The sequence below is a fragment of the Faecalibacterium sp. Marseille-Q0746 genome (genome assembly GCF_017377595.1).
Taxonomy (GTDB): Bacteria; Bacillota; Clostridia; order Oscillospirales; family Ruminococcaceae; genus Faecalibacterium; species Faecalibacterium duncaniae.
Map to the genome: position 1 here is coordinate 28,922 of NZ_JAFREI010000007.1, position 21,955 is coordinate 50,876.

Here is a 21,955-nt window from a genome sequence, read left to right on the forward strand (position 1 = left end):
GATTCAGCTCCTTCTTCTTATAAAATAAAAATCCCCATGCCCACACGATTGAGATGCAGGCATGGGGCCATGAAATATCAGGTTTTATTCTCCCACAATGAGCCGCACAGCACCATAGATGCCGGCATCATTGCCGAGGGTAGCGGCAACGATGGGGGTCTCGCGGCAGGAGCTGAAGGCATAGGTCTTGAAATGCTCCCGCAGAGGGTTGAAAAGGACATCTCCGGCACGGGCGACACCGCCGCCCACCATGAACATCTCGGGGTCGGTGGTGGAGGCAATAGAGGCCAGCGCCATGCCCAGGGTGTCGGTCATCTCGTCCACCTCACGGGCGGCCAGTGCATCGCCTGCACGGGCGGCATCAAAGACATCCTTGGCGGCAAAGTCGGTGCCGCGCAGGGTGCAGGGGGTGTCCGGGTTCTCGTCCAGCAGCTTCTTCATGCAGCGGACCACGCCGGTGGCGCTGGAATACTGCTCCAGACAGCCGTGCTTGCCGCAGCCGCAGACCGCCGTCTCGTGGGGGTTGACGGTGATGTGGCCGATCTCGCCGCCTGCACCGTGTGCACCTTCGATGATCTTGCCATTGACGATGACACCGCCGCCGACACCGGTGCCCAGCGTGACCATCACCGCGCTGCGGCAGCCCTTGGCACAGCCCATCCAGATCTCGCCCAGCGCGGCCACATCGGCATCGTTGCCCACCAGCACCTTGATGCCGTCCAGCAGGCCGGACAGCTGGATGGAGACGTTCCGCTCACCCCAGCCGCCGAGGTTGGCGCAGACAATGGGCACGATGCGGCTGTCCAGCACAGGGCCGGGCACACCGACACCCACGCCCTCCACCTGCTCGGCAGTGATGCCGTTTTCCTGCATCTTGTCCTTCACGGCCTTGGCCAGGTTCCCGAGGATGTGTTCACCTGCATTGGAGGTGTCGGTGGGCACCTCCCACTTTTCCAGCAGAGCGCCCGCCGTGGTGAACAGGCCCACCTTGGCCGTGGTGCCGCCCAGGTCGATGCCAAATGCGTACTCTTTCATATTCATTTACCCCTTCTTTGCGGCGGTCAGGCCGCCGGTTTTCTCATCGTTATCATTATAGCATATCCATTTGCAAAAGACAGAGGCTGAAACAGGATTTATGCAAAAAGCCGAAAATCCGTTTCGATTTTTGGCAAAGCAAAAGGCCCTCCCGCAGTGGGAGGGCCGGAAAGCCTTGGGAGAACTTACTCCTCGTCAGAGGATTCCTCTTCGTCATCCTCATCCTCGTCGTCATCATCCGTCTTGGGCTTATAGAAAATGCCGCTGAGGAAGATGCTGATAAAGTACAGCAGGCACATGGGCACAGCCACGAAGCACTGCGACACGATATCGGGCGGGGTGATGATGGCTGCGACCAGGAAGATCAGGACAATGGCAACGCCGCGGCCCTTCTTCATGATCTCGGGGTTTGCAATGCCCATCTTGGCCAGAATGATGGTGACCAGAGGCATTTCAAACACACAGCCGAAGATGATGAACATGGTCAGGCAGAGGTTGATGTAGCTCTCGATGCTGATGGATGCCGTGATGTAATCGGTACCCTCCAGCGTAACGAGGAAGTTCAGCATGAACGGCAGGGTGACCTTGTAGGCGAACAGCACACCCACGCAGAACAGAGCCAGACCGAACAGCAGCACCAGCCGGAAGAAGAATCTCTCGCTCCGTTTCAGGCCGGGTTTTGCAAAGGCGTAGACCTGATACAGCGCCACCGGAATGGTCACGATCACCGCAGCGATCAGGGACACCCGGAAATACTGCATCAGCTTTTCCTGCGGGGCCAGGAACACGAAGGTGTAGTTCGCATTCATTGCCATGGCCGTCAGCAGGTCGATCAGCTTATCCGAAATTGCCAGGAAGCCGATCACGCCCACTACAAACACCGCCGCGCAGATGATCAGCCGGTTCCGCAGCTCTTTCAGATGTCCGGTCAGCGTCATGCTGCCGTCGTCCGACATGACTTCGGCTTTCTTTTTGCGCTTCACGTTGGTAGCCACAAATTACTCCTCGTCCTTCTTCTCAGCCTTTTCCTCGGTCTTGGTCTCGGCAGGCTTGGCGTCGCCGTTCTCATCCACGTCTTCCATACCTTCCTTAAAGTTCTTCATGGTCTTGCCGAACATCTTGCCCAGCTTCGGCAGGTTCTTGGGTCCAAAGATGACCAGAACGATGATCAGAACAATGATAAGCTCCTGAGGTCCGATTCTCATAATAATAATCTCCTTTTTACTCTTGCCGCGCCGCTCTGGCGGGCTGGATTCCAGTTTTTATCCTACAACCGCGGGCGCGGGTGTATCCATGTACTTAGACCTTTGCCTCTTCGGCAGGGGCAGCCTCCTCAGCGGGAGCAGCCTCGGCAGGGGCTTCGTTTGCAGCGGGGGCCTCCTCGGGCTTTTCCTCTGCGGCAGGCTCTTCTGCCTTTTCCTCTGCCTTCACAGGCTCAGCAGCAGGCTCCTCCGCCTTAGCGGGCTCTTCGGGCAGCTCCTCCACGGTATCCTCCAGCTCGGCCACTTCCTCGACCTCTTCGGCCTTCTTGGCTTCTTCCTTGCTGGTCTTACCAATGTTGGTAAAGCTCTTGGTGACATCCTTCATGCTGTCGTCGATGTCCTTCTTGATGTCGGTCAGGGGAGCAACGGCTTCCTTGATGGGGGCCTGGATCTCGTTCAGGGGCTCCACCACATTCTTCTGGATCTCCTCGGAAGCGGCACCGGTGTACTTCTTCAGCTCCCGCAGCATCTTGCCGAGCTTGCGGGCGTACTCGGGCAGCTTATCGGGGCCGATGACCACGAAGGCCACGATGGCCACCAGGATCAGCTCTGTAAAACCAATTTTCATAGCGTTCCAATTCCTTTCCTCTCACACAACAGGCATCCTTTGCGGCCTGCCGTGCTGTTACTGCACAGGGGATGCGGCGCGGTGTGCGCCTTTGTTGCCCTATGTATACCGGAAGTGTGTGAACTTCAAATGAACTTATTTTGAACAGTATATGAACAAGAGCAATTTTGTCATCAATTATATAACCACTCGGATATTTTCACTTAGATATTGCATTTCGGAATCACTTGACCGGATTGGTCAGCGTACCAATACCATCGATCTCGCACCGCACCACATCTCCGGGCTTGAGGAACTGCGGCGGGTCCATGCCCATGCCCACACCCGCCGGGGTGCCGGTGGCAATGATGGTGCCCGCTTTCAGGGTCATGCCCTGCGAAAGCTCGGCAATGACATGGTCGATGTCAAAGATCTGCAGGGCGGTATTGGAATCCTGCCGCTTCTCGCCGTTGACAAAGCTGCGGATGCCCAGCCTGGGCGGGTAGTCGGCAAAGGCATCTGCCGTGACGATGCAGGGCCCGATGGGGGTAAAGCCATCCAGACTCTTGCCAAAGTACCACTGTTTGTGCGCCGTCTGCACATCCCGGGCTGAGACATCGTTCAGGATGGTATAGCCGAAGATGTAGTCCCGGGTCTGACCGGCGGGCACATCCCTGGCATCCCTGCCCAGCACCACAGCCAGCTCACACTCATAATCCAGCTTTTTCACCAGATCGGTGTGGGCCTCGATGGGGCCGCCGTCCGGCACGGCGCGGGTCACACGCTTGGAAAAGTAGATGGCATCCTCGTGCTTGGTGGCAAAGGCAGCGGCAGAGTATTTCTCCGCCTCATCGGAGTGGGCCATATAATTGATGCCCAGGCAGATGACATCCTGTGCCGGGGCCGGGATGGGGCTTTCCAGCGTGACGGCCTCCACAGGCAGAGCGGGAATGCCCGCAATGGCCAGCGACAGCCCATACCGCACCTGCGGGGTCAGAAACGGGATGGCCTCGCTCAGGGTCTCATAGCTCAGGCCCAGCCAGCTCAGCGGCCAGACCTGCCGCCCATCCTCCGATAAAATCGCCGGGTCTTCCACGCCGTCCGGCAAGCGGCAGGTAATAAAGCGCATACCGTATCCCCTTTCTCAGTGCCGATACGCAATGGCGTTCCGGATACGCTCCGCCTCTGCCTGACCGGCCAGCTGGCGCACCAGTTCCAGTGCAAAGGGGATGGCACCGCCCAGCCCATAGCTGGTGGTGATGTTGCCATCCACCACGACCTCTTCATCGTGGACGATGGCACCGGCCAGCTGATCCTGGAAGCCAGCGTGGGCGGTGGCGTTCCTGCCCTCCAGCAGGCCAAGAGAGGCCAGGATGCTGGGGGCGGCACAGATGGCGGCCACCTTCCGGCCCGCCTTGGCGAAGGCGGCACAGGTCTCGGTGACCGTCTTGTTGGCGGCAAGGTTGGGTGTGCCCGGGATCCCGCCGGGCAAAACGACCATGTCCACATCGGAATAATCCACTTCCTCGGCCAGCGCATCGGCGGTCAGGTGGATCTTATGGCTGCTCACCAGCTCCCTGCGGCCCATGGCAGAGGCCACGATGACCTCCACCTTGGCGCGGCGCAGCAGGTCTACCACCAGCAGAGCCTCGCACTCCTCGGTGCCATCGGCAAAAAATACAACTGCCTTACTCATCTTTACAGACTCCCTTCTAAAAAAGCGCACCGCAGGGCGGGTGCTCCCCTGCCCCGCGGCGCGCGGTCCGTGTTATTCTTCGGCGGGCTGTTCCGCCTTTTCTTCCAGCAGGCGGCGCAGCACACTGTCATCCTTGCTGATGACCCGGCTCACCCGGCTGATGATGGCGCTGGACGCACCAATGTTGCCCATGATGCTGGTATAGCTCTGCTTGTTGACCAGCTTTTCCGCGATGTTATACCGCTGCTCCATTGCACTGAGCTCGGCGTAGCTGCACACATCCTGCAAAAAGCGGTAGCACTCCTCAGGCGTTTTCAGCTCCAGCAATGCAGAATACAGGCCGGACTCTCCGGTGGGATGATCTTTTGCCATGGCTTGTTCCTCCCCTATCGTTCAGGTTGGGTCTGGCCCGCGCGGGGCACTTCAATACACTACTTTATTGTAGTGCAAACGCGGCAAAAAATCAACGGGAAATTTACAGCATTTTTTCCAGCGTGGTCAGCTGCATGGAAATGCCCGCAGCTTCTGCCTCGGCGGGGCCCAGCACGCGGTAGCCCTTGGTCTTGAAGAACTGCAGCACCGGCAGGCACTTGGTGTGCACCTCGCAGTACAGGCGGCCCCGGCCCTCACCCCGGGCCAGGCGCTCGCAGGTAGCCAGGATATCCCGGCCCAGTGCCTTGCCCCGGTACTCGGGCTTGAGGTAGAGGTGGAGCAGGTGCAGGGCCGTGTTCTCCATCTTCCAGGCAAAGTAGCCGATGGTCTTGCCGCCCAGCACCACGAGGAAATAGTTCACATCGTTGTCGATGTCTGCCTCAATGGCATCGGCGCTCTGCAGTGTTTCCACCAGCGTGTCCAGCTGCTTTGCAGGGTAATAGCGCTTGTAGACCTCGTGCCAGATCTCACTGGCAAGGTCAGCGTTGGCGTGAATGTATTTGGCCTTTGCGACCAGCTTGTAATCGGGTTTCATAGTGCTCCTTATGCGTATACGATATAATCCGGCTTGCGGGGGGCGGCGGGCCGGGGTTCCTCTGCCGGGTAGCCCAGAATGCAGTGGCCCACGCCGACGTAATCTCCCTCAATGCCCCACTTTTTCAGCAGGGCCTTGCCCTCTTCGGTCTCGAACTCTTCCTTTGCGCGGTTGATCCAGCAGCTGCCCAGCCCGATGGCGGCAGCTGCGTTCATCAGGTTGCCCATCACAAGGCTGCCGTCCTGCACGCCACAGCGGGCGTTGGCATCGGCCAGCACCACCAGAATGGTGGGGGCACCGTACATGGGGTCGCCCGTGTTGCCCATCACGGCAGCATTCATCCGGGTGAGCTGGGCGCGGGTCTCGGCATCCTGCACCACCACGATCTTTGCACTCTGGCGGTTCATAGCGCTGGGGGCAAAGGTGCCTGCGCGCAGAACGGCTTCCAGCTCCTCTTTCGTGATCTGCTCCGGCTTGTAGGCGCGGCAGCTGCGGCGGGTCTCAAGGGTATGTAAGGTCTCATTGGTCATAGCAATTTCCCTCCCTAAAAGTTCTGGTGTTATTGTACCATACAACGCCGTAAAGTGCAAAACAAAAAGGCGGCCGCGCCTTCCTTTTTGAAAGCGCAGCCGCCTGATTGCTCTTCGTTGGTTTGGAACGAGATGTTTTACAGCGCGGTCTTGATGTTGTGATGCGTGGAGCTGTAACGAACAACTGCTTCCATCAGGGCAACGGGCCACAGAATGACCTTACCCAGGATCTCGGCCGGCTTGACATCCACCGTATCCATGCTGTTGATGCCGAACAGAACCAGACAAGCAATGCCGCAACCCAGAATGTAATAGTACATAAGTCAAACCTCCTATATTTTTCTCACAGGCTTACGCCTGAAGCTCATGTGTCGGCGGGGCGTTTTCCGCTCTCCGCATTCTTACTATACCGCAGTTTTGATATAAAGTCAATATCCAAAAACGTGAAACAAATTAAAGTTTCTTTTGAAAGCCGTTTTGTTCATGTAAATAAAGCAGTAAAGTTCGCTTTGCTTTATAAATGTGAAGTCAGTGTCCTGAATTGGCCGTGAGCCGGAAACAAATTGTTCATATTCTGCCCTGAAAGAGGCCGAAAACAGGCGTTTTGTACTTGTAAGAAAAACAGGAAACGGTGCACAAAGCTCCCTCTGCAATTTTGTGCAGAGCGCCCTGCAATAACAGCTGTTTTTCATACGTTTACAGGTTAAGGAAAGACGTGTCGGAATTTTTTGTTTTTTGAAGTGAGGACACCGCCATGAAGAAAATTTTTCGCAAAAAAATTTTTGCTTTTTTCCTTTCGGCCCTGCTGGTGCTGGCCCTTTCTCTGCCCGTTTTTGCGGACATGGGCCCCAAGCCCTCGGTCACGCTCAAGCTCTATTACACCCCGGGCCAGCGCTATGCGGTCACCCTGCTGGGCAATACCAGGGTCAGCGGGCCGTGGGGCTCTGCAGACCAGTACCGGGAGCGGATGGGTTCCCGGGAGGCCTGGGAGGCCTTCCGGAACTACCCCGCCCCCGAGGGCTACTACTTTCTGGGCTATTTTCAGGAATACCCCGGCGATGCCGATGCAGAGTTCGTCTGGGGCTACTACCCGCCCAACAAGTTCTATGTTCTGCTCTATAATATAGAGACTGGTACATTCTACCGCAGCGAGGAGCCGGTGGAGCGCTACGCCTTTTCCAGCGAGTGGCAGGTGCTTCTCGATTCCCAAGACGGCCTGCGGGTCTACCACAACCGCAACGATTCCGACATCCTTTCCTCCTTTGCCGCCCGGGTGCTCATCACCCTGATTTTAGAGCTGACGTGGGGCATCCTGCTTTTCGGGTTGCGCGGCCCCGCCCAGCGAGATCTCATCGGCAAGGTCAACCTTGCCACGCAGATCATCCTGAACCTCGGGCTGTGCTACGGCACGCTCTATCTCGGGCCGATGTGGGGCAATTTCCTTTATTTTGCACTGGAGGTGCTGGTGTTCTCCGTGGAAGCCTTTGTCTACAACCGGTATCTGCCCTGGCCGGAGGGCAAAAAACCTCACCCCATCCTCTATGCGCTGACCGCCAATCTCCTTTCCTTCGGCATCGGGCTGGAATTGAACACCCACTGCACCAACACGCAGATCCGGCTGATCGGGCTTGTCTGTCTGGTGCTGTGGTACGCCGGGCCGTGGCTCTGTCGAAAGCTGCGGAAAGTGCAAAATGCACAATAAAAAGAAAAAAATTCGTCAAGTATCAATCTTGTTGCGCACCGGGAAATCCGCTATAATAGAAGCGTCAAACCAGATTTTACCGGAAAGGAGACACGGACGTATGGCAAAGGCATCTCAGGTCGTTTTACTGGAAAATGAGTTTTACCTCATCAAGGCACCCAATGGGAAGGTGTTGGAGATCAAGAACTTCAACACGGAGAACGGCGCGGCCATCCGTCTGTGGGACTACGCCGGGCATCCGTGGCAGCAGTGGCAGTTCGTGGATGCTGGCGAGGGACGCTGGCGGATCAGGAACCGCTTTACAGGCAAGTTCATCGATCTGGCCCTGGGCGGCGTGGTCGAGGGCACCTGGCTGCACCAGTGGGGCCGCACCAGCGGGCTGAGCCAGTGCTGGGAGCTGGAGTCCACCCGGAACGGCCGCACCCGCATCCGCAACGTGCTGGCCGACAAGTACATCGACCTTGTGGGCATGAACACCTCCAACGGTGCACAGGCCCAGATCTGGAATTACGTCTCGGGCGGCAATCAGGAATGGAACCTGGTGCGCGTTGACCCCGACACCGCGCAGACCAACGCCCGTGCCGAGGAAAAGCGGGACCCGGAGCCCACGCCCTCCCAGCGCAAACACCAGAATGATCTGGTGCGGAAGCTGAACAACGCCGGAAAAGGCCGGGCCGCACGGAAATAAGAAACGATAAAAGCGTCCCACAGGGGGCTCCCTGTGGGACGCTTTTTGTAATGCTGACAGAAACGGAGAATTGCTGATGGATCCCAAATTTCCCATGCGCAACACCACCCTGTGCTATCTGGAACAGGATGATGCCTACCTGATGCTCCACCGCGTGACCAAGAAGAACGACCTGAACCACGACAAATGGATCGGCGTGGGCGGCAAGTTTGAGCCGTTTGAAAGCCCGGAGGACTGCCTGCTGCGGGAAGTGCAGGAGGAGACCGGCCTCACCCTGACCTCCTACCGCTGCCGGGGCGTAGTGACCTTTCTTCTGGGCGAGCTGACCGAATACATGTTCCTTTACACCGCCGATGCCTGGACAGGCACACTGGTAAAGGATGCCGCCCGGAACGAGGGCATTCTGGAATGGGTGCCCAAGGAGCAGGTGGAGCAGCTGCCCATCTGGGAGGGCGACAAGATCTTCTTCCGCCTGCTCGAGGAGAACAGACCCTTTTTCTCGCTCAAACTCCGATATGAAGATGATACGCTGGCTGAAGCCGTGTTGGACGGGAAACCTTTATAACTCCCTCATTGAGGGAGGTGGCATCGCGTAAGCGATGACGGAGGGAGTTTAATTCAGCTTCAGATCGCCCTCTTTGATCCAGCCCAGCTTGCGCTCGATCTCGCAGAAGAGAACGCTCAGGACTGCGGGCAGAACAAAGCAGATGAGGGCCATGGCAGCCCAGTCCATGGGGGTGATGGCGGCCTTGGTGCCGGCGGCGATATCGTTCACCCAACCGGTGTACACGCCGATCTGGCCCACCAGACCGCAGGTGCCCATGCCGGAGGAGACCGCCGCGCCGTTCATCTCAAAGTGGAACAGGCAGGTCGCCAGCGGGCCGGTGATGGCCGAGGCCAGCGTGGGGGCGATCCAGATGCGGGGGTTCCTGATGATATTGCCCATCTGGAGCATACTGGTGCCCAGGCCCTGGCTGACCAGGCCGCCCACACCGTTCTCCTTATAGCTCATCACGGCAAAGCCGACCATCTGGGCGCAGCAGCCTGCCACAGCAGCGCCGCCCGCCAGACCGGTCAGGCCCAGAGCCGCGCAGATGGCGGCAGAGGAGATGGGCAGGGTCAGCGCCACACCCACAATGACAGACACCAGAATGCCCATGACCAGCGGGGCCTGCTCAGTGGCCCACATGATCAGGGTGCCCACCTGGCTGGCGGCAGCACCGATGGGAGCCGCGATGAGCATGGAAAGGCCCACGCCCACAAAAATGGTCACCAGCGGGGTGACAAGGATATCGACCTTGGTCTCCTTGCTCACGGCCTTGCCCATCTCAGCAGCCACAATGGCAATGATCAGGACAGCCAGCGGGCCGCCGGCGCCGCCCAGCGCATTGGCCGAGTAGCCCACGGTGATCAGGCTGAACAGCACCAGCGGGGGGCAGTGCAGTGCCCAACCGATGGCACAGGCCATGGCCGGACCGCTCATGGCCGAGGCATAGCCGCCCAGATCGACCAGCACCTCCAGCCCGGTCTGCTGGCCCAGCGTTTTGATGATGGTGCCGATCAGCAGGCTGGCGAACAGGCCCTGTGCCATGGCACCCAGAGCCTCGATGAGATAACGCTGCGGAGTGATAACGATATCCTTCCGCTTCAAAAAGTCCTTTACACTTGACATAGACTCTTCCTAACCTTTCTCTCCCGGCCCATTGCGCGGGAGCTTTCCGTGTCAAGTATCATACCATACACCTGTCAAGACAGCAAGAGGAAGCCGCGTTTTTCGTCCAAAGCGACAAATTTCACAGCTTTGGATGCAATGATTCTGCTTTCCTGCTCGTTTTTACTGTGGAGCGTGTTTTTCTCTCCGCTTTTTCTGCCTGACGCGATGCCGGAGCACAGCGAACTGATTGACGGCGACACGGGTTTGGGTGTATACTGGGAGAGTAAAAATAGCTTTATCCGCAATTATGCGAGACTATATTGGCGGGCCGGTGCAGTTCGTGTATCCTGCCCGGTCCAGCTTGGAGGCAGAGCAAGCGGCATGAAACCAACATCTTTCAAAAAATCAAGCAAGAACGGCACCGGCCGCAGCATCGGCCAGGCTGTTGCGTGCCTTGTGATGGCGGCAGCCATCACCATTGGCGGTGCGGGCACCACCTTCCTGCTGGCATCCCAGCCTGCGGGCCTGACGGTCGAGCCCGCCGCCCTGCAGACTGAGGGCAGAGTGACTCTGCCCAGGTTCGATCATAAGAGTGACAGGAGCGAGGCAAAGGCCGAGAGCACCCAGCCGGAGGAGAGCGCTTCTTCTCAGGAGCAGGCCGCAGCCAGCACCCCTGCCGCACCCGTGACCAAGGCAGAGAACACCGCCGCCCCGGCAGAGAGCACCGCCCCCGCTGCGGAGCCCGCTGTGCAGCCGGAGGCCGCACCCGCCGACCCCATGGCCGGGGATGCTTCGGAAATCGAGAACGAGAACTCCTTCCCCCACTTCCTGACAGAGACCGAGGCGCTGGCTGCCGAAGACCCGATGGCCGCTCCTGAAGAGGCCGCCATCCTGCCCGAAACGGAGGAGACCGTCCCCGTAGCCGAGGAAGCGCCTGCCGCTTCCGAGAACGGCGAGGATGTGCTGGCCGAAGCCCAGATCAAGGATATCAACGGCACCGTTCTGCTGACCCCTGAGGAGATCCGGGAGGCACTGGACAGCGGCACGCTGGACGAGGAGAGCATCGACCCCACCTGCCTGACCGGTGAAAACGGCCTGCTGCAGTGGCTGTGGGAATTCTTCTTCGGCAAGGATGAGGAAGAAACGCCCCAGTATTCCGGCTGGCGCACCGAAAACGGCAAGACCTATTATTACGACCAGAACACCCACCAGCCCGTCACCGGCATCCAGAGCATCGACAACAAGCTCTATTATTTTGATGCCTCCGGCGTGCAGCAGCCCGCCACTTTCGGCATCGATGTTTCCAAGTACCAGAGCAGCATCGATTGGGACAAGGTGAAAACGGCAGGTGTGGAGTTTGCCATCATCCGTATCGGCTACCGCGGCTACGGCTCCGGTGCCCTGGTGCAGGATCCCAAGTTTGAGGAGCACTTCACCAACGCCCGCAACGCCGGGCTGCGGGTGGGCATCTACTGCTTCAGCCAGGCTGTCAACGAGAACGAGGCCCGCGAGGAAGCACAGGCCTGCGCCTATGTGCTGAATGGCCGCCAGCTCGATTACCCCATCTACTTTGATACTGAGGCTTCCGGTGCAGGCAACGGTCGTGCCGATGGTCTGGGCGTGGAAGACCGCACCAAGTGTGCTGTGGCTTTCTGCGAAGAGGTCAAGGCACTGGGCTACAAGCCCGGCGTGTACGCCTCCACCACCTGGTTCCGCAAGCGGCTGGATATGAGCCAGCTGTCCAACTACTACATCTGGAACGCCCACTACAACGTGGCCTCCAGCCCCATTGCCTGCAACATGTGGCAGGGCACCTGCACCGCCCGCATCCCCGGCTACGGCGGCCAGATCGATGTGAACATCAGCTATATGGGCTGATCAGACTGCAAACAAAAAGAGCGAAGATTCAACCGAATCTTCGCTCTTTTTTGATACGCCTTATGTTTTTAAGCAAACATATCCTTCAACTTCTTGAAGAAGCCCTTGCGCTTTTCGTAGTTCTCCTCTTTCAGGGTGCCCTCAAACTTCTTCAGGGCATCGCGCTGGGCCTTGTTCAGCTTCTTGGGGATCTCCACCTCGCACTTGACGTACATATCGCCCCGGCCGCGGCCGTTCAGATACTGGATGCCCTTGCCGCGCAGACGGAATGTGGTGCCGCTCTGGGTGCCTTCGGGCACGGTGTACTCCACCTTGCCGTCAATGGAGGGCACGGTGATGCTGTCGCCCAGAACCGCCTGGCTGTAGGTGATGGGCACCGTGACCCAGACATCATAGCCGTCGCGCTGGAACACCTCGCTGGGCCGGACCGTGACCATCACGATCACATCACCGGCAGGGCCGCCGTTGGCACCGGCATCGCCCATGCCGCGCAGTGCAAAGCTCTGATCGTCGTCGATGCCCATGGGGATGGACACCTCCAGCGTTTTCCTGGCGGCAGTTTTTCCGCTGCCGTGGCAGACCTTGCAGGGGTTCTTGACCAGCTTGCCCTTGCCGCCGCAGCGGGAGCAGGGCTGCTGGGTCTGCATCACGCCAAAGGGAGTGCGCTGCTGCCGGATGACATAGCCGCGGCCGCCGCAGTCCGGGCAGGTCTCGGGGCTGCTGCCGGCGGCGCAGCCGCTGCCATGGCACTCCGTGCACTCCTGCTGGCGGGTGATGGTGATGTTCTTCTTGCAGCCATGCACGGCCTCATCAAAGCTCAGGGTGATCCGCACACGGATATCCTGACCCTTGCGGGGGGCGTTGGGGTTTGCCTGACGGGCAGAGCCGCCAAAGCCGCCGAAACCGCCGCCAAAGATATCACCGAAGATATCGCCCAGATCGACCCCATCGCCGCCAAAGCCGCTGAAGCCACCCGCGCCGCCGCCGTTCTGGGCTGCATAGCTGGGGTCCACACCGGCAAAGCCGTACTGATCGTACAGCTGGCGCTTCTTCGGGTCCGAAAGCACCTCGTTGGCTTCATTAACTTCCTTGAACTTTTCCTCGGCATCCTTATCGCCGGGGTTGTAGTCCGGGTGGTACTTCATGGCCAGCTTGCGGTAAGCCTTTTTGATCTCCGCATCGGTGGCCGTTTTGGATACTCCCAGCACTTCGTAGTAATCGCGCTTTTCCTGTGCCATAACCATACCTCTATAAAACCAGCAAAGGCCGCCCCGGCAAAACCGGAGCGGCTTTTGCTTTTATCCGGCACGCCTGCCCGCCGGTTTGGCCGGGCATCTGCCGTTTGTGTCAGAACTTAGACTTCCTTGAAGTCAGCGTCCACAACGCCGTCATCGTTGGGCTTCTGCTGGTTGTTTGCGCCAGCATCGGGGCCGGGCTGTGCGCCTGCAGCCTGCTGGGCAGCAGCGGCAGCCTGATACATCTTCTCAAAGACATGGCTCAGCTCATCCTGCTTTGCCTTGATCTCATCGATGGAGCCGGACTGAACAGCGGTCTTGAGGTCGGCCAGCTTTGCCTCAGCTTCGCTCTTCACGTCAGCGGGCATCTTGTCGCCGTTCTCCTTCAGCATCTTCTCAGTCTGGAACACCATCTGATCAGCGCCGTTGCGGATATCGACCTCTTCACGCTTCTTCTTATCATCGGCAGCAAACTGCTCAGCTTCCTTCACAGCCTTGTCGATATCTTCCTTGGACATATTGGTGGAAGCGGTGATGGTGATGTTCTGCTCCTTGCCGGTGCCCAGATCCTTCGCGCTGACCTTCACGATGCCGTTTGCATCGATATCGAAGGTGACTTCGATCTGAGGCACACCACGGGGAGCCGGGGCAATGCCATCCAGGTGGAACACACCCAGGCTCTTGTTGTCGCGGGCAAACTCACGCTCGCCCTGCAGAACATTGATCTCAACAGAGGGCTGGTTATCAGCAGCAGTGGAGAACACCTGGCTCTTGTGGGTGGGGATGGTGGTGTTGCGGTCGATGATCTTGGTGCACACGCCGCCCAGGGTCTCAATGCCCAGGCTCAGCGGGGTGACATCCAGCAGCAGCAGGCCCTTGACATCGCCCTGCAGAACGCCGCCCTGGATGGCAGCGCCCACAGCCACGCACTCATCGGGGTTGATGCCCTTGAAGGGCTCGCAGTTCAGTTCCTTCTTGACTGCATCGTAGACAGCGGGGATACGGGTGGAACCACCGACCATCAGGACCTTCTTCAGGTCAGAGGGACGCAGGCCTGCATCCTGCAGAGCCTTGCGGACAGGGGTCATGGTGCGGTCGACCAGATCAGCGGTCAGCTCATTGAACTTTGCGCGGGTCAGGGTCATATCCAGATGCTTGGGGCCGGTAGCGTCAGCAGTGATGAAGGGCAGGTTGATCTGGCTGCTCATTGCGCTGGACAGCTCGATCTTTGCCTTCTCAGCAGCTTCCTTCAAGCGCTGTGCAGCCATCTTATCCTTGCGCAGGTCGATGCCGTTCTCGTTCTGGAACGCATCTGCCATCCAGTCGATGATGCGCTGGTCGAAGTCATCGCCGCCCAGGTGGGTATCACCGTTGGTGGCCAGAACCTCGGTCACGCCGTCGCCCATCTCGATGATGGAGACATCGAAGGTGCCGCCACCCAGGTCGTAGACCATGATCTTCTGGTCCTCTTCCTTATCGATGCCGTATGCCAGAGACGCGGCAGTGGGCTCGTTGATGATACGCTTGACGTTCAGGCCGGCAATGGTGCCTGCGTCCTTGGTTGCCTGACGCTGGCTGTCGTTGAAGTATGCAGGAACGGTGATGACTGCATCGGTGACAGTCTCGCCCAGATAAGCCTCAGCATCTGCCTTCAGCTTCTGCAGGATCATAGCGCTGACCTGCTGGGGAGTGTACTCCTTGCCGTTCAGGGTCACCTTGTGGTCGGTGCCCATATAACGCTTGATGGAAGCCACCGTGTTCTCAGGGTTGGTGATGGCCTGGCGCTTTGCGACCTGACCCACCAGACGGTCGCCGGTCTTGGTGAAGCCGACAACAGACGGGGTGGTGCGTGCACCCTCAGAGTTTGCGATAACAACGGGCTCGCCGCCCTCCATAACAGCCACGCAGCTGTTGGTAGTACCAAGGTCGATACCAATGATCTTACTCATAATGAAAGCTCCTCTCAAATTCAGAACGTTTTTTGTTTATATGATGCTCAAATGTTACCAAGCGGATGTTATATTTGAAAACCCTTGCGGGGTCTTGCAAAATCACTCTGCCACAACAACGGTGGCATGGCGGACGATCTTATCGCCCAGCTTGTAGCCCTTCTGGTAAACCGTGATCACGGTGCCGCTCTCCTGTCCATCGGGGGCGGGGATCTGCTGCACGGCATTCATAAAGTTGGGGTCAAAGGGCTTGCCCAGCGCCTCGATCTCCTCCACATGGAGGGCATTCAGCGCCTTGGCGGCTTTGTCCAGCGTCATGGTCACGCCCTTCTTGTAATTCTCGTCGGTGGTGGGGGCGTTGGCCGCCATCTCCAGCGTATCCAGAATGGGGATGATCTGGTTCACGGCAAAGGACACGCCGTCGTTGAACTTCTGGTCAGCCTCACGGGTGGAGCGCTTGCGGTAGTTCTCATACTCGGCGGCCATCCGCAGCAGCTGATCCTTGGCCTGATTGGCATTCTTCTCAGCCGCGTCCAGCTTTGCCTTCACGGCCTCCAGCTCCCGGGCCTTCTTGTTGAAGAAGCCATCCTTTTTCTTGGGGTCTGCCGCTTCAGCGTTCGTCTCGGGAGCCGCTGCCTGCTCAGGTGCAGTTTCCGGGGCGGCCTGCTCGGCGGTGTTGGGCTCCACGGCAGGTTCTTCTGCCTGCGGGGTCTTTTTTGTTTCTTCGCTCATTCCAGGTCCTCCTTATAGATCACAGTCCGCCGGGGTGCGGCTGCCTGCGGGGTATCTTTTCGTTTGCCGCTCATTCCTTCGCCAAGCTGATCGGCAAAGGTGTGGAGCAGCGGCATCAGCTTCTGGAAGGGCATCCGGGTGGGGCCGATGAGGGCCACGGAGCCCCAGAGGCCTCCGCCCACCAGATACCGGTCACTCACGATGCACAGGCCGGGGATCTGAGGTTCCAGATCCTCGCCCAGCAGGATGCTTTCGCTCTGCTCTGCCGGGGGTGCAATGAGGGCGGCAGCCTGCTCTTCGTCGTTCAGCAGGCTCAGGATGCTGCCCACCTTGCCGTCCAGCTGGGGCCAGTCCAGCAGGTACTGCTCACCACCCAGATACACATGGGGCTGGGTGGAATCCTGCAGGATGGCGGCGGCGGCGCTGATCACCGGCACCAGCTCCGGGCTGATCTGGCTGCACAGCTCTGCAAGGAGCCGGGGCGACAGATCAACAGGAGCCACAAAGGTCAGGTTCCGGTTGAGCAGGGCGGCAAGCGCCGCTGCATTTTCCCGGGAAAGACCGGTGCGGACCCGCGCAACACGGGTGCGGACATAACCGGCAGTGGTCACAGCCAGCACTGCTGCAGCGCTGCGGCCCACCTGCACCACCTCATAGTGGGCGATGCAGAGATCCTCAGCACAGGGGGTGCTGACGGCGGCGGTGCAGCCGCTGATGGCGGCCAGCGCCTTGGCGGCACCCTGTGCCAGCTTTTCCGGCTCGTGGTCAAGGCTTGCGAACACCGCGTCCACACGGGCGCGGGTCACACGGTCCAGCGGCTGGTCATCGGTGAGAAGATGATCCAGATAATAACGGTAGCCCTTGGCACTGGGGACACGGCCTGCGCTGGTGTGGGGCTGCTCCAGCAGACCCAGCTTGGTCAGCGCGGCCATCTCGTTGCGCAGCGTGGCACTGGAGACTGCCATATCAAAGTAGTTTGCCAGCACACTGCTGCCCACGGGCTCGCCCTCGAGGCCATACAGCGCAACGATCGCCTGCAAGACACGCTGTTTGCGTGCATCCATCGTCATAGCGCCTGCCTCCTTTGTTCGCTTTTTGTTCTTTAGCACTCCTTCTTCCTGAGTGCTAAGACCATTATATCCAATTTTGCGGCGCTGTCAATAGCTTCTCAGAAAAGTTTTGAAAGATTCATAATTCTGTCATAAAGGCCGCACAAAAAAGAGCCGCCCTGCGGCGGCTCTCCTATATAATAGATCATTCCTCCATCTGCTTTGCCAGAAATGCCGCCGCCACGTTCACCGCCTTGAGCTGGGCGGCATCGGGCTGGGCAGTGCGGTCCTCCGTAAGCAGGCCCACACTGCCGGTGACATCTCCCGCCGCAATGATGGGCACGGCACACAACAGCGCCCGGGGCGAGCCCTCACAGGGCAGCAATGCCTTTTCGGGGCTGCCATCGCTCTGGTAGGGCTTGCGGCTGTCCATCAGCTTTTCCAGCGGCTGGCTCACGCTGCGGTCTGCCAGATCCCGCCTGCCCGCACCGGATGCCGCCAGAATGCGGTCCCGGTCTGAGACAAAGGCCGTCAGGGCAAAGCACTTGCTCAGCACATCCACATACTGGGCCGTCACCCCGCTCAGTTCCCCCATGGGCGAATACTTTTTGAAGATGACCTCGCCGTCCCCTGTTGTGAAGATCTCCAGCGGGTCTCCCCTGCGGATGCGCTGGGTGCGGCGGATTTCCTTGGGGATGACCACCCGCCCCAGCTCATCGATGCGGCGCACGATGCCGGTTGCTTTCATAAGGTTCCCTTCCTTTCCATGTTCCGGTTTTGCTTCCAGATTTCTGTGAAGTATGGTTATTCTGTGGAAACAGGAAGGGAATTATTCATTCAGCTCCTGCCGGAGCCTTACCTGCGCACATACTGCGTCTTTCTACCCGCGCCGATCCTCTCCAGAACGCCCTCCTCTGTCAGTTTTTTCAGCGCGCTTTCAATCGAGCTTGTACCAAAGCCCGGGCAGGCCTCTGCGGCCTCCTGTTTTGTAAAGGCTCCCAGCTTTTCCATCGCATAACTGCGCACTCGTTCGTACGCCGTCACGCGCTTCTGTCCCCCGCCAACCAGATCGACCCGCTGCTCAAAATCCTGATAACAGGAGCAGATCACCGCCAGCATATATTTGATGAACGGTGTCGGGTCATTTTCCTCCTCATGCCAGTGCTGATCAGCCTGCGCCAATGCTGCATAGTACTCATCCTTAGTCTCTGCAATTGCTTTTTCAATGCTGATGTACTGCCCCACAACATATCCATTCTGATACAGCATCAAAAGGGTCAGCAGCCGGCTCATTCTGCCGTTACCATCATTGAAAGGATGGATACAGAGAAAATCCAAGATAAAACAGGGGATCAAAAGCAGGGGATCAACGAGTTCTCTGTGCAGCACATCCTGATAAGTGCAGCAAAGTGCTTCCACAGCACCCGGTGTCTCGTATGGTTCCAGCGGGCGGAACAGCACGCGGCGTTCCCCGCTGGGCAGGGTCATATCGATCTCATTGGGTGTAGTCTTAAAATGTCCTCGATAGGTCAAATTCGTATATTTCAGCAGATCACGGTGCAGTTGCAGGATGTACCCCGGCTCTACCGGAATATAGGCATAGTTCTCGTGGATGAGATTTAAAACATTCCGATATCCCAATATCTCCATTTCGTCCCGGTTATGTGGAGTCGTTTTATCTTCAACCAGCTGTTTCAGGCGCGCATTGGTCGTGATGATCCCTTCGATCCGATTGGAGGACTCTGTACTTTGGATCTTTGCGATCTCCACCAGCCGCTCCAATTCAGCGGGCCTTTGTTTCAGATATAGTTCCTGCCGCCCCTTGCATTCATGGATCTTCGCAACATAAGACAAGACCTCATTATCCCAGGAGTATTCTGCAATCTTTTTATAATCAAATGTACGCATGATTCACCCATTCCTTCTCCCAGCCCGTTCTTCCTTCTCCCAATTATACGCTCATTTTGGGAGAAAGCACAAGAAACTGGGAGAAATCTTTTATCGTTCTCGTCACTCGCAGCCCCTGCCGGAGCGCTGCTTATCCTCATACATCCGGTGGTCGGCCAGGATGCGGATGGTGCGCACATCGTCGCTGTCGCAGGGGTAGACCGCACAGCCGCAGCTGGTGCCGACCTGCACCTCTGCATCCTTCAGGCGGTAAGGCTCCCGGATGGCTGCCTTGATCTTTTCCACCCGGCTCTTGCAGAACCCCTCCGTTACGGCTCCGTTGACGATGAGGGCGAACTCATCCCCGCCGATGCGGAACACCGCATCGCTCTCCCGCACGCAGCCCCGCAGGCGGCTGGCCACCTCCTTGAGCAGCTGGTCGCCCACATCGTGGCCGTAACGGTCGTTCACAGGCTTGAAACGGTCAAGGTCGAGGTAGAACAGGACAAACGGTGTCCTGTTCAGCTCGTTTTCTTTCAACAATGCGTCAAAATAGCGTTCATTATACAGTCCGGTCAGGCCGTCGGTGTTGGCCAGGTCCTCCATCTGCTGGCGGGCCTCCTCTTCCTGCCGGAGGGCGCGCTCCTTTTCCTCCACGCGCAGACGGGCATCGATGCGGACCCCGTGCACCAGCACGATGCCTGCGCAAAAGAACAGCCCAGCCAGCAGCAGGATGGTGGCGTTCTGGATCTTCCGCATTCCACTGTCCACCACGTCACGGCCGACGATGCCCACAATGGACAGATCCTGAAAGCCCACAGGCTGGTAGACCAGATAATAGCTCTTGCCCTCAAGCCAGCAGGAAAGGCTGCCGCTGCGGCCCTCTGCCACGTCCTGCCGGGCTCGGGTCAGTGTGCCCGCATCCACCTGCGCATGCTTCTGCAGGTAGTCGAACAGGTTGTCCATCCAGTCCTCGATCTCGCTCTTGGGCTCCTCCGAGAGCATCACATCGCCATCGGGATGGATGATGTAGCAGTCGCTCTGGCCGCCGTAAGCACTGCCGCCGATCAATTCCTCTATGGTCTTATTCCGATAGCTCACGGCAAGGCTGGTGTAGGTGGTGCCGTCGATCTCCACCGGCGCAATGGGCGCAGAGTATACCACCCGGCGCTCCCCGCTCCGCATGATGTAGCTGGACACCGTAGGCTTGCCGGTGCGGTACATCTCCTCAAAGGCTGTCCAGAGGTGATCCACTTTTTCATGCTTGCCCCGGATGCTCCAATATTCGCAGTTTTCATTGAACAGATACACGCTGCTGTACCGCCAGATCTCCCGCTCGGCCTCATAGCTGCGCAGGCGTTCCTCCGCCAGGCCCTCCTCATTGGCAGCCTGCAGGCTCTTGCCCCACTCGTTCAGCATGTTCCAGTTGCTCCGGCTGAAGATGGTAAACGCCTTATCCACCTGCTCATAGGTCTCCAGCAGGTTGCGGGTGCCTTCGTCATAGAACTGCTGCCGGATGTACAGGACGTACCAGCACAGACCTGTCACCACGACCATCGCCAGCAGCAGCGCAGCTGCCGTCCATCTTTCTTTTTTCTTCCACATATTCAGCTTCTCCTCAGCAGAGTCCCAACTCTCTGCCCTTTTCCGGCCGCATTTCCACAGCCTGCGAAACCACGCAATTCCGTCGAATCAACACTACCAAATTCTGCTTTTTCTGTCAAGGCTTTCGTCAAAGATTATTCGCTGCAAATTTGGGGCATTCTTCTATCCTTTTGCTGCTGTGTATGTTATAATAAAATGTATGGATTTCTGAGGGGGTGCTCTTATGCAGCAGATCGTGATATTGGGCGGCGGTGCAGCGGGCCTTGCCGCCGCATTGGCCGCCGCCCAGTCTGCCCCGGCAGGGGCAGTGCGGGTGACGGTGCTGGACCGCAACCCCAGGTGCGGCAAAAAGCTGTTGGCCACCGGCAACGGCCGCTGCAATTTGGACAACACCGGCATTGCACCGGAGCAGTATTTCACCGCTGATCCCGCCGCCCTGCGGCCCCTGCTGGCCGCGGTGGATGCCGCCGCACCGCTGGAATGGTTCGCGGCGCTGGGCCTGTACACCCGCACCGATGAGGCCGGGCGGGTGTACCCCTACTCCAACCAGGCCGCAGACGTGCTGGCCCTGCTGGAAGGCCACCTTGCCCGGCTGGGCGTGGAGGTGCGTACCGGCTGCACTGTGCAGACCCTGAGCCAGAACCGCAGCGGCTACACCATCCTGTGCGAGGATGCCGAGGGTCAGGACCAGACCCTGCGGGCCGATGCCGTCATCTGCGCCATGGGCGGCAATGCCGGGCCGCAGTTCGGCACCGACGGCTTCGGCACCCGATTCGCCGCCCAGTGCGGCGGAAAGCTGGAGCCGCTGTACCCCTGCCTGACCGCCCTGCAGACAGCAAAGCCCAACCGATCTCTGGCCGGCATCCGGGCCAAGGCCGCTGCCACCCTGCTGGACCTCGACCGCCACTGCACCGTGGCTGTGGAAAACGGCGAGGTGCAGTTCACGGACTACGGGCTTTCGGGCATCTGCATCATGCAGCTGTCCGGCCATCTGGCCCCGGGGCGGGGGCCAAAGCGCCCGGCCGTTGAGCTGGACCTCTTCCCCATGCTGGATGAGACTGCCCTGACCGCCCTGTTTGCGGCCCGGGTGCCCCTGCTGCCGGGCAAGGCACCTGCGGATTTCTGGACAGGTCTGCTCAATCCCAAGCTGGGCCGCGCCCTGTGGGCAGCGGCAAAGCTGCCTGAAAAACCGGTGGACACCCTGCCGGATGCCGCCTGGCAGGTGTTGGCCAACGCGGCCAAGCACTGGCTGTTCGAGGGTCTGACCCCCTGCGGCTGGAAGCAGGCCCAGACCACCGGCGGCGGCCTGAGCCTGACCGAAGTGACCCCCAGCTTCCAGTTCAAGGGCTGCCCCGGCCTTTACTTTGTGGGTGAAACGCTGGACTGCGCCGGCAGCTGCGGCGGCTTCAACCTGCACTGGGCCTTTGGCAGCGGCATCGCCGCCGGGCGTGACGCGGTGCGGAGCCTGAAGCGGCCTGCCCCGAAGCCGAATAAAAAGAAGCGATAAAGAATGACCCTCTCCATCCCGCATCTGACAGA

General features: G+C 58.9%; 23 protein-coding genes. 5 read left to right on the forward strand and 18 right to left on the reverse strand.

The window, feature by feature from the left end; all coding sequences use genetic code 11:
* Positions 1-84: 84 nt before the first annotated feature.
* The 10 genes from J3351_RS05565 to J3351_RS05610 all read right to left on the reverse strand — a co-directional run bounded on the left by J3351_RS05565 (position 85) and on the right by J3351_RS05610 (position 6,357).
* A complete protein-coding gene (locus J3351_RS05565; RefSeq protein ID WP_207697283.1) occupies positions 85-1,035 on the reverse strand; it encodes an ROK family glucokinase in 951 nt (316 codons plus the stop codon).
* Between the two features lie 185 nt (positions 1,036-1,220).
* Positions 1,221-2,030, reverse strand: coding sequence for a twin-arginine translocase subunit TatC (gene tatC / locus J3351_RS05570; protein ID WP_156066665.1), 810 nt, complete (start codon positions 2,028-2,030; stop codon positions 1,221-1,223).
* A 3-nt stretch (positions 2,031-2,033) separates the two neighbouring features.
* Positions 2,034-2,240, reverse strand: a complete 207-nt coding sequence (gene tatA / locus J3351_RS05575) for a twin-arginine translocase TatA/TatE family subunit (RefSeq protein WP_005934643.1) — start codon at positions 2,238-2,240, stop codon at positions 2,034-2,036.
* Positions 2,241-2,334: 94 nt separating this feature from the next.
* Entirely contained in the window at positions 2,335-2,865 is a 531-nt protein-coding gene (locus tag J3351_RS05580; protein WP_097771348.1) for a twin-arginine translocase TatA/TatE family subunit, read from the reverse strand.
* Between the two features lie 223 nt (positions 2,866-3,088).
* Complete coding sequence (locus tag J3351_RS05585; RefSeq protein ID WP_117533753.1) at positions 3,089-3,973, reverse strand: fumarylacetoacetate hydrolase family protein; 885 nt, start codon at positions 3,971-3,973, stop codon at positions 3,089-3,091.
* A gap of 15 nt (positions 3,974-3,988) precedes the next feature.
* Entirely contained in the window at positions 3,989-4,540 is a 552-nt protein-coding gene (locus J3351_RS05590; RefSeq protein ID WP_005934650.1) for a DJ-1 family glyoxalase III, read from the reverse strand.
* A gap of 72 nt (positions 4,541-4,612) precedes the next feature.
* Entirely contained in the window at positions 4,613-4,912 is a 300-nt protein-coding gene (locus tag J3351_RS05595) for a YerC/YecD family TrpR-related protein (protein ID WP_005934651.1), read from the reverse strand.
* A gap of 103 nt (positions 4,913-5,015) precedes the next feature.
* Positions 5,016-5,507, reverse strand: a complete 492-nt coding sequence (locus J3351_RS05600) for a GNAT family N-acetyltransferase (RefSeq protein ID WP_097773195.1) — start codon at positions 5,505-5,507, stop codon at positions 5,016-5,018.
* Between the two features lie 8 nt (positions 5,508-5,515).
* On the reverse strand, positions 5,516-6,037 hold the full coding sequence (locus J3351_RS05605) for a nitroreductase (protein WP_207697284.1): 522 nt from the start codon (positions 6,035-6,037) through the stop codon (positions 5,516-5,518).
* 137 nt (positions 6,038-6,174) lie between these two features.
* Entirely contained in the window at positions 6,175-6,357 is a 183-nt protein-coding gene (locus J3351_RS05610; RefSeq protein WP_005934654.1) for a hypothetical protein, read from the reverse strand.
* Positions 6,358-6,791: 434 nt separating this feature from the next.
* On the opposite strand from J3351_RS05610, the gene J3351_RS05615 reads away from it, so the two are divergent.
* The 3 genes from J3351_RS05615 (at position 6,792) to J3351_RS05625 (ending at position 8,992) form a co-directional block, all read left to right on the forward strand.
* The gene (locus tag J3351_RS05615; protein WP_207697285.1) at positions 6,792-7,739 is read left to right on the forward strand and encodes a hypothetical protein; all 948 of its coding nucleotides are present in this window, start codon (positions 6,792-6,794) and stop codon (positions 7,737-7,739) included.
* Positions 7,740-7,839: 100 nt separating this feature from the next.
* Positions 7,840-8,427, forward strand: a complete 588-nt coding sequence (locus J3351_RS05620) for an RICIN domain-containing protein (RefSeq protein ID WP_035394617.1) — start codon at positions 7,840-7,842, stop codon at positions 8,425-8,427.
* A gap of 76 nt (positions 8,428-8,503) precedes the next feature.
* Positions 8,504-8,992, forward strand: coding sequence for an 8-oxo-dGTP diphosphatase (locus J3351_RS05625; RefSeq protein ID WP_207697286.1), 489 nt, complete (start codon positions 8,504-8,506; stop codon positions 8,990-8,992).
* Between the two features lie 48 nt (positions 8,993-9,040).
* Here J3351_RS05625 and J3351_RS05630 read toward each other — a convergent pair whose 3' ends face one another.
* A complete protein-coding gene (locus J3351_RS05630; RefSeq protein WP_207697287.1) occupies positions 9,041-10,099 on the reverse strand; it encodes a PTS transporter subunit IIC in 1,059 nt (352 codons plus the stop codon).
* 363 nt (positions 10,100-10,462) lie between these two features.
* On the opposite strand from J3351_RS05630, the gene J3351_RS05635 reads away from it, so the two are divergent.
* Positions 10,463-11,959: a glycoside hydrolase family 25 protein gene (locus J3351_RS05635; protein WP_242699320.1), complete on the forward strand. Its 1,497-nt coding sequence runs from the start codon at positions 10,463-10,465 to the stop codon at positions 11,957-11,959.
* A 68-nt stretch (positions 11,960-12,027) separates the two neighbouring features.
* Here the strand turns inward: J3351_RS05635 and dnaJ are convergent, their stop codons facing one another.
* The 7 genes from dnaJ to J3351_RS05670 all read right to left on the reverse strand — a co-directional run bounded on the left by dnaJ (position 12,028) and on the right by J3351_RS05670 (position 20,416).
* Positions 12,028-13,197, reverse strand: coding sequence for a molecular chaperone DnaJ (gene dnaJ, locus J3351_RS05640; RefSeq protein ID WP_035394621.1), 1,170 nt, complete (start codon positions 13,195-13,197; stop codon positions 12,028-12,030).
* 116 nt (positions 13,198-13,313) lie between these two features.
* On the reverse strand, positions 13,314-15,143 hold the full coding sequence (dnaK, locus tag J3351_RS05645; protein ID WP_005934665.1) for a molecular chaperone DnaK: 1,830 nt from the start codon (positions 15,141-15,143) through the stop codon (positions 13,314-13,316).
* A gap of 102 nt (positions 15,144-15,245) precedes the next feature.
* Positions 15,246-15,875 carry a nucleotide exchange factor GrpE gene (grpE, locus tag J3351_RS05650; RefSeq protein WP_117477060.1) on the reverse strand — a complete coding sequence of 210 codons (630 nt, stop codon included), beginning with the start codon at positions 15,873-15,875 and terminating at the stop codon, positions 15,246-15,248.
* Positions 15,872-16,945: a heat-inducible transcriptional repressor HrcA gene (gene hrcA, locus J3351_RS05655; protein WP_097771359.1), complete on the reverse strand. Its 1,074-nt coding sequence runs from the start codon at positions 16,943-16,945 to the stop codon at positions 15,872-15,874. The genes grpE and hrcA overlap by 4 nt, the downstream gene beginning before the upstream one ends.
* A 184-nt stretch (positions 16,946-17,129) precedes the next feature.
* Positions 17,130-17,672 carry a stage V sporulation T C-terminal domain-containing protein gene (locus J3351_RS05660; protein WP_005934668.1) on the reverse strand — a complete coding sequence of 181 codons (543 nt, stop codon included), beginning with the start codon at positions 17,670-17,672 and terminating at the stop codon, positions 17,130-17,132.
* A gap of 107 nt (positions 17,673-17,779) precedes the next feature.
* Positions 17,780-18,832 (reverse strand): Fic family protein, encoded by a 1,053-nt coding sequence (locus J3351_RS05665; protein ID WP_207697289.1) that lies wholly within the window; start codon positions 18,830-18,832, stop codon positions 17,780-17,782.
* A 102-nt stretch (positions 18,833-18,934) separates the two neighbouring features.
* Positions 18,935-20,416 (reverse strand): diguanylate cyclase domain-containing protein, encoded by a 1,482-nt coding sequence (locus J3351_RS05670; RefSeq protein WP_207697290.1) that lies wholly within the window; start codon positions 20,414-20,416, stop codon positions 18,935-18,937.
* 223 nt (positions 20,417-20,639) lie between these two features.
* On the opposite strand from J3351_RS05670, the gene J3351_RS05675 reads away from it, so the two are divergent.
* Positions 20,640-21,923 (forward strand): aminoacetone oxidase family FAD-binding enzyme, encoded by a 1,284-nt coding sequence (locus tag J3351_RS05675; RefSeq protein ID WP_097771361.1) that lies wholly within the window; start codon positions 20,640-20,642, stop codon positions 21,921-21,923.
* Positions 21,924-21,955: the final 32 nt, after the last annotated feature.

Excerpts from the sequence above, each read along its gene's own strand:
- J3351_RS05565 (WP_207697283.1), bottom strand. The coding sequence starts at position 1,035 with ATGAAAGAGTACGCATTTGGCATCGACCTGGGCGGCACCACGGCCAAG.
- tatA (WP_005934643.1), bottom strand. The coding sequence starts at position 2,240 with ATGAGAATCGGACCTCAGGAGCTTATCATTGTTCTGATCATCGTTCTG.
- J3351_RS05580 (WP_097771348.1), bottom strand. The coding sequence starts at position 2,865 with ATGAAAATTGGTTTTACAGAGCTGATCCTGGTGGCCATCGTGGCCTTC.
- J3351_RS05585 (WP_117533753.1), bottom strand. The coding sequence starts at position 3,973 with ATGCGCTTTATTACCTGCCGCTTGCCGGACGGCGTGGAAGACCCGGCG.
- J3351_RS05590 (WP_005934650.1), bottom strand. The coding sequence starts at position 4,540 with ATGAGTAAGGCAGTTGTATTTTTTGCCGATGGCACCGAGGAGTGCGAG.
- J3351_RS05595 (WP_005934651.1), bottom strand. The coding sequence starts at position 4,912 with ATGGCAAAAGATCATCCCACCGGAGAGTCCGGCCTGTATTCTGCATTG.
- J3351_RS05600 (WP_097773195.1), bottom strand. The coding sequence starts at position 5,507 with ATGAAACCCGATTACAAGCTGGTCGCAAAGGCCAAATACATTCACGCC.
- J3351_RS05605 (WP_207697284.1), bottom strand. The coding sequence starts at position 6,037 with ATGACCAATGAGACCTTACATACCCTTGAGACCCGCCGCAGCTGCCGC.
- J3351_RS05610 (WP_005934654.1), bottom strand. The coding sequence starts at position 6,357 with ATGTACTATTACATTCTGGGTTGCGGCATTGCTTGTCTGGTTCTGTTC.
- J3351_RS05615 (WP_207697285.1), top strand. The coding sequence starts at position 6,792 with ATGAAGAAAATTTTTCGCAAAAAAATTTTTGCTTTTTTCCTTTCGGCC.
- J3351_RS05620 (WP_035394617.1), top strand. The coding sequence starts at position 7,840 with ATGGCAAAGGCATCTCAGGTCGTTTTACTGGAAAATGAGTTTTACCTC.
- J3351_RS05625 (WP_207697286.1), top strand. The coding sequence starts at position 8,504 with ATGGATCCCAAATTTCCCATGCGCAACACCACCCTGTGCTATCTGGAA.
- J3351_RS05630 (WP_207697287.1), bottom strand. The coding sequence starts at position 10,099 with ATGTCAAGTGTAAAGGACTTTTTGAAGCGGAAGGATATCGTTATCACT.
- J3351_RS05635 (WP_242699320.1), top strand. The coding sequence starts at position 10,463 with ATGAAACCAACATCTTTCAAAAAATCAAGCAAGAACGGCACCGGCCGC.
- dnaJ (WP_035394621.1), bottom strand. The coding sequence starts at position 13,197 with ATGGCACAGGAAAAGCGCGATTACTACGAAGTGCTGGGAGTATCCAAA.
- dnaK (WP_005934665.1), bottom strand. The coding sequence starts at position 15,143 with ATGAGTAAGATCATTGGTATCGACCTTGGTACTACCAACAGCTGCGTG.
- grpE (WP_117477060.1), bottom strand. The coding sequence starts at position 15,875 with ATGAGCGAAGAAACAAAAAAGACCCCGCAGGCAGAAGAACCTGCCGTG.
- hrcA (WP_097771359.1), bottom strand. The coding sequence starts at position 16,945 with ATGACGATGGATGCACGCAAACAGCGTGTCTTGCAGGCGATCGTTGCG.
- J3351_RS05660 (WP_005934668.1), bottom strand. The coding sequence starts at position 17,672 with ATGAAAGCAACCGGCATCGTGCGCCGCATCGATGAGCTGGGGCGGGTG.
- J3351_RS05665 (WP_207697289.1), bottom strand. The coding sequence starts at position 18,832 with ATGCGTACATTTGATTATAAAAAGATTGCAGAATACTCCTGGGATAAT.
- J3351_RS05670 (WP_207697290.1), bottom strand. The coding sequence starts at position 20,416 with ATGTGGAAGAAAAAAGAAAGATGGACGGCAGCTGCGCTGCTGCTGGCG.
- J3351_RS05675 (WP_097771361.1), top strand. The coding sequence starts at position 20,640 with ATGCAGCAGATCGTGATATTGGGCGGCGGTGCAGCGGGCCTTGCCGCC.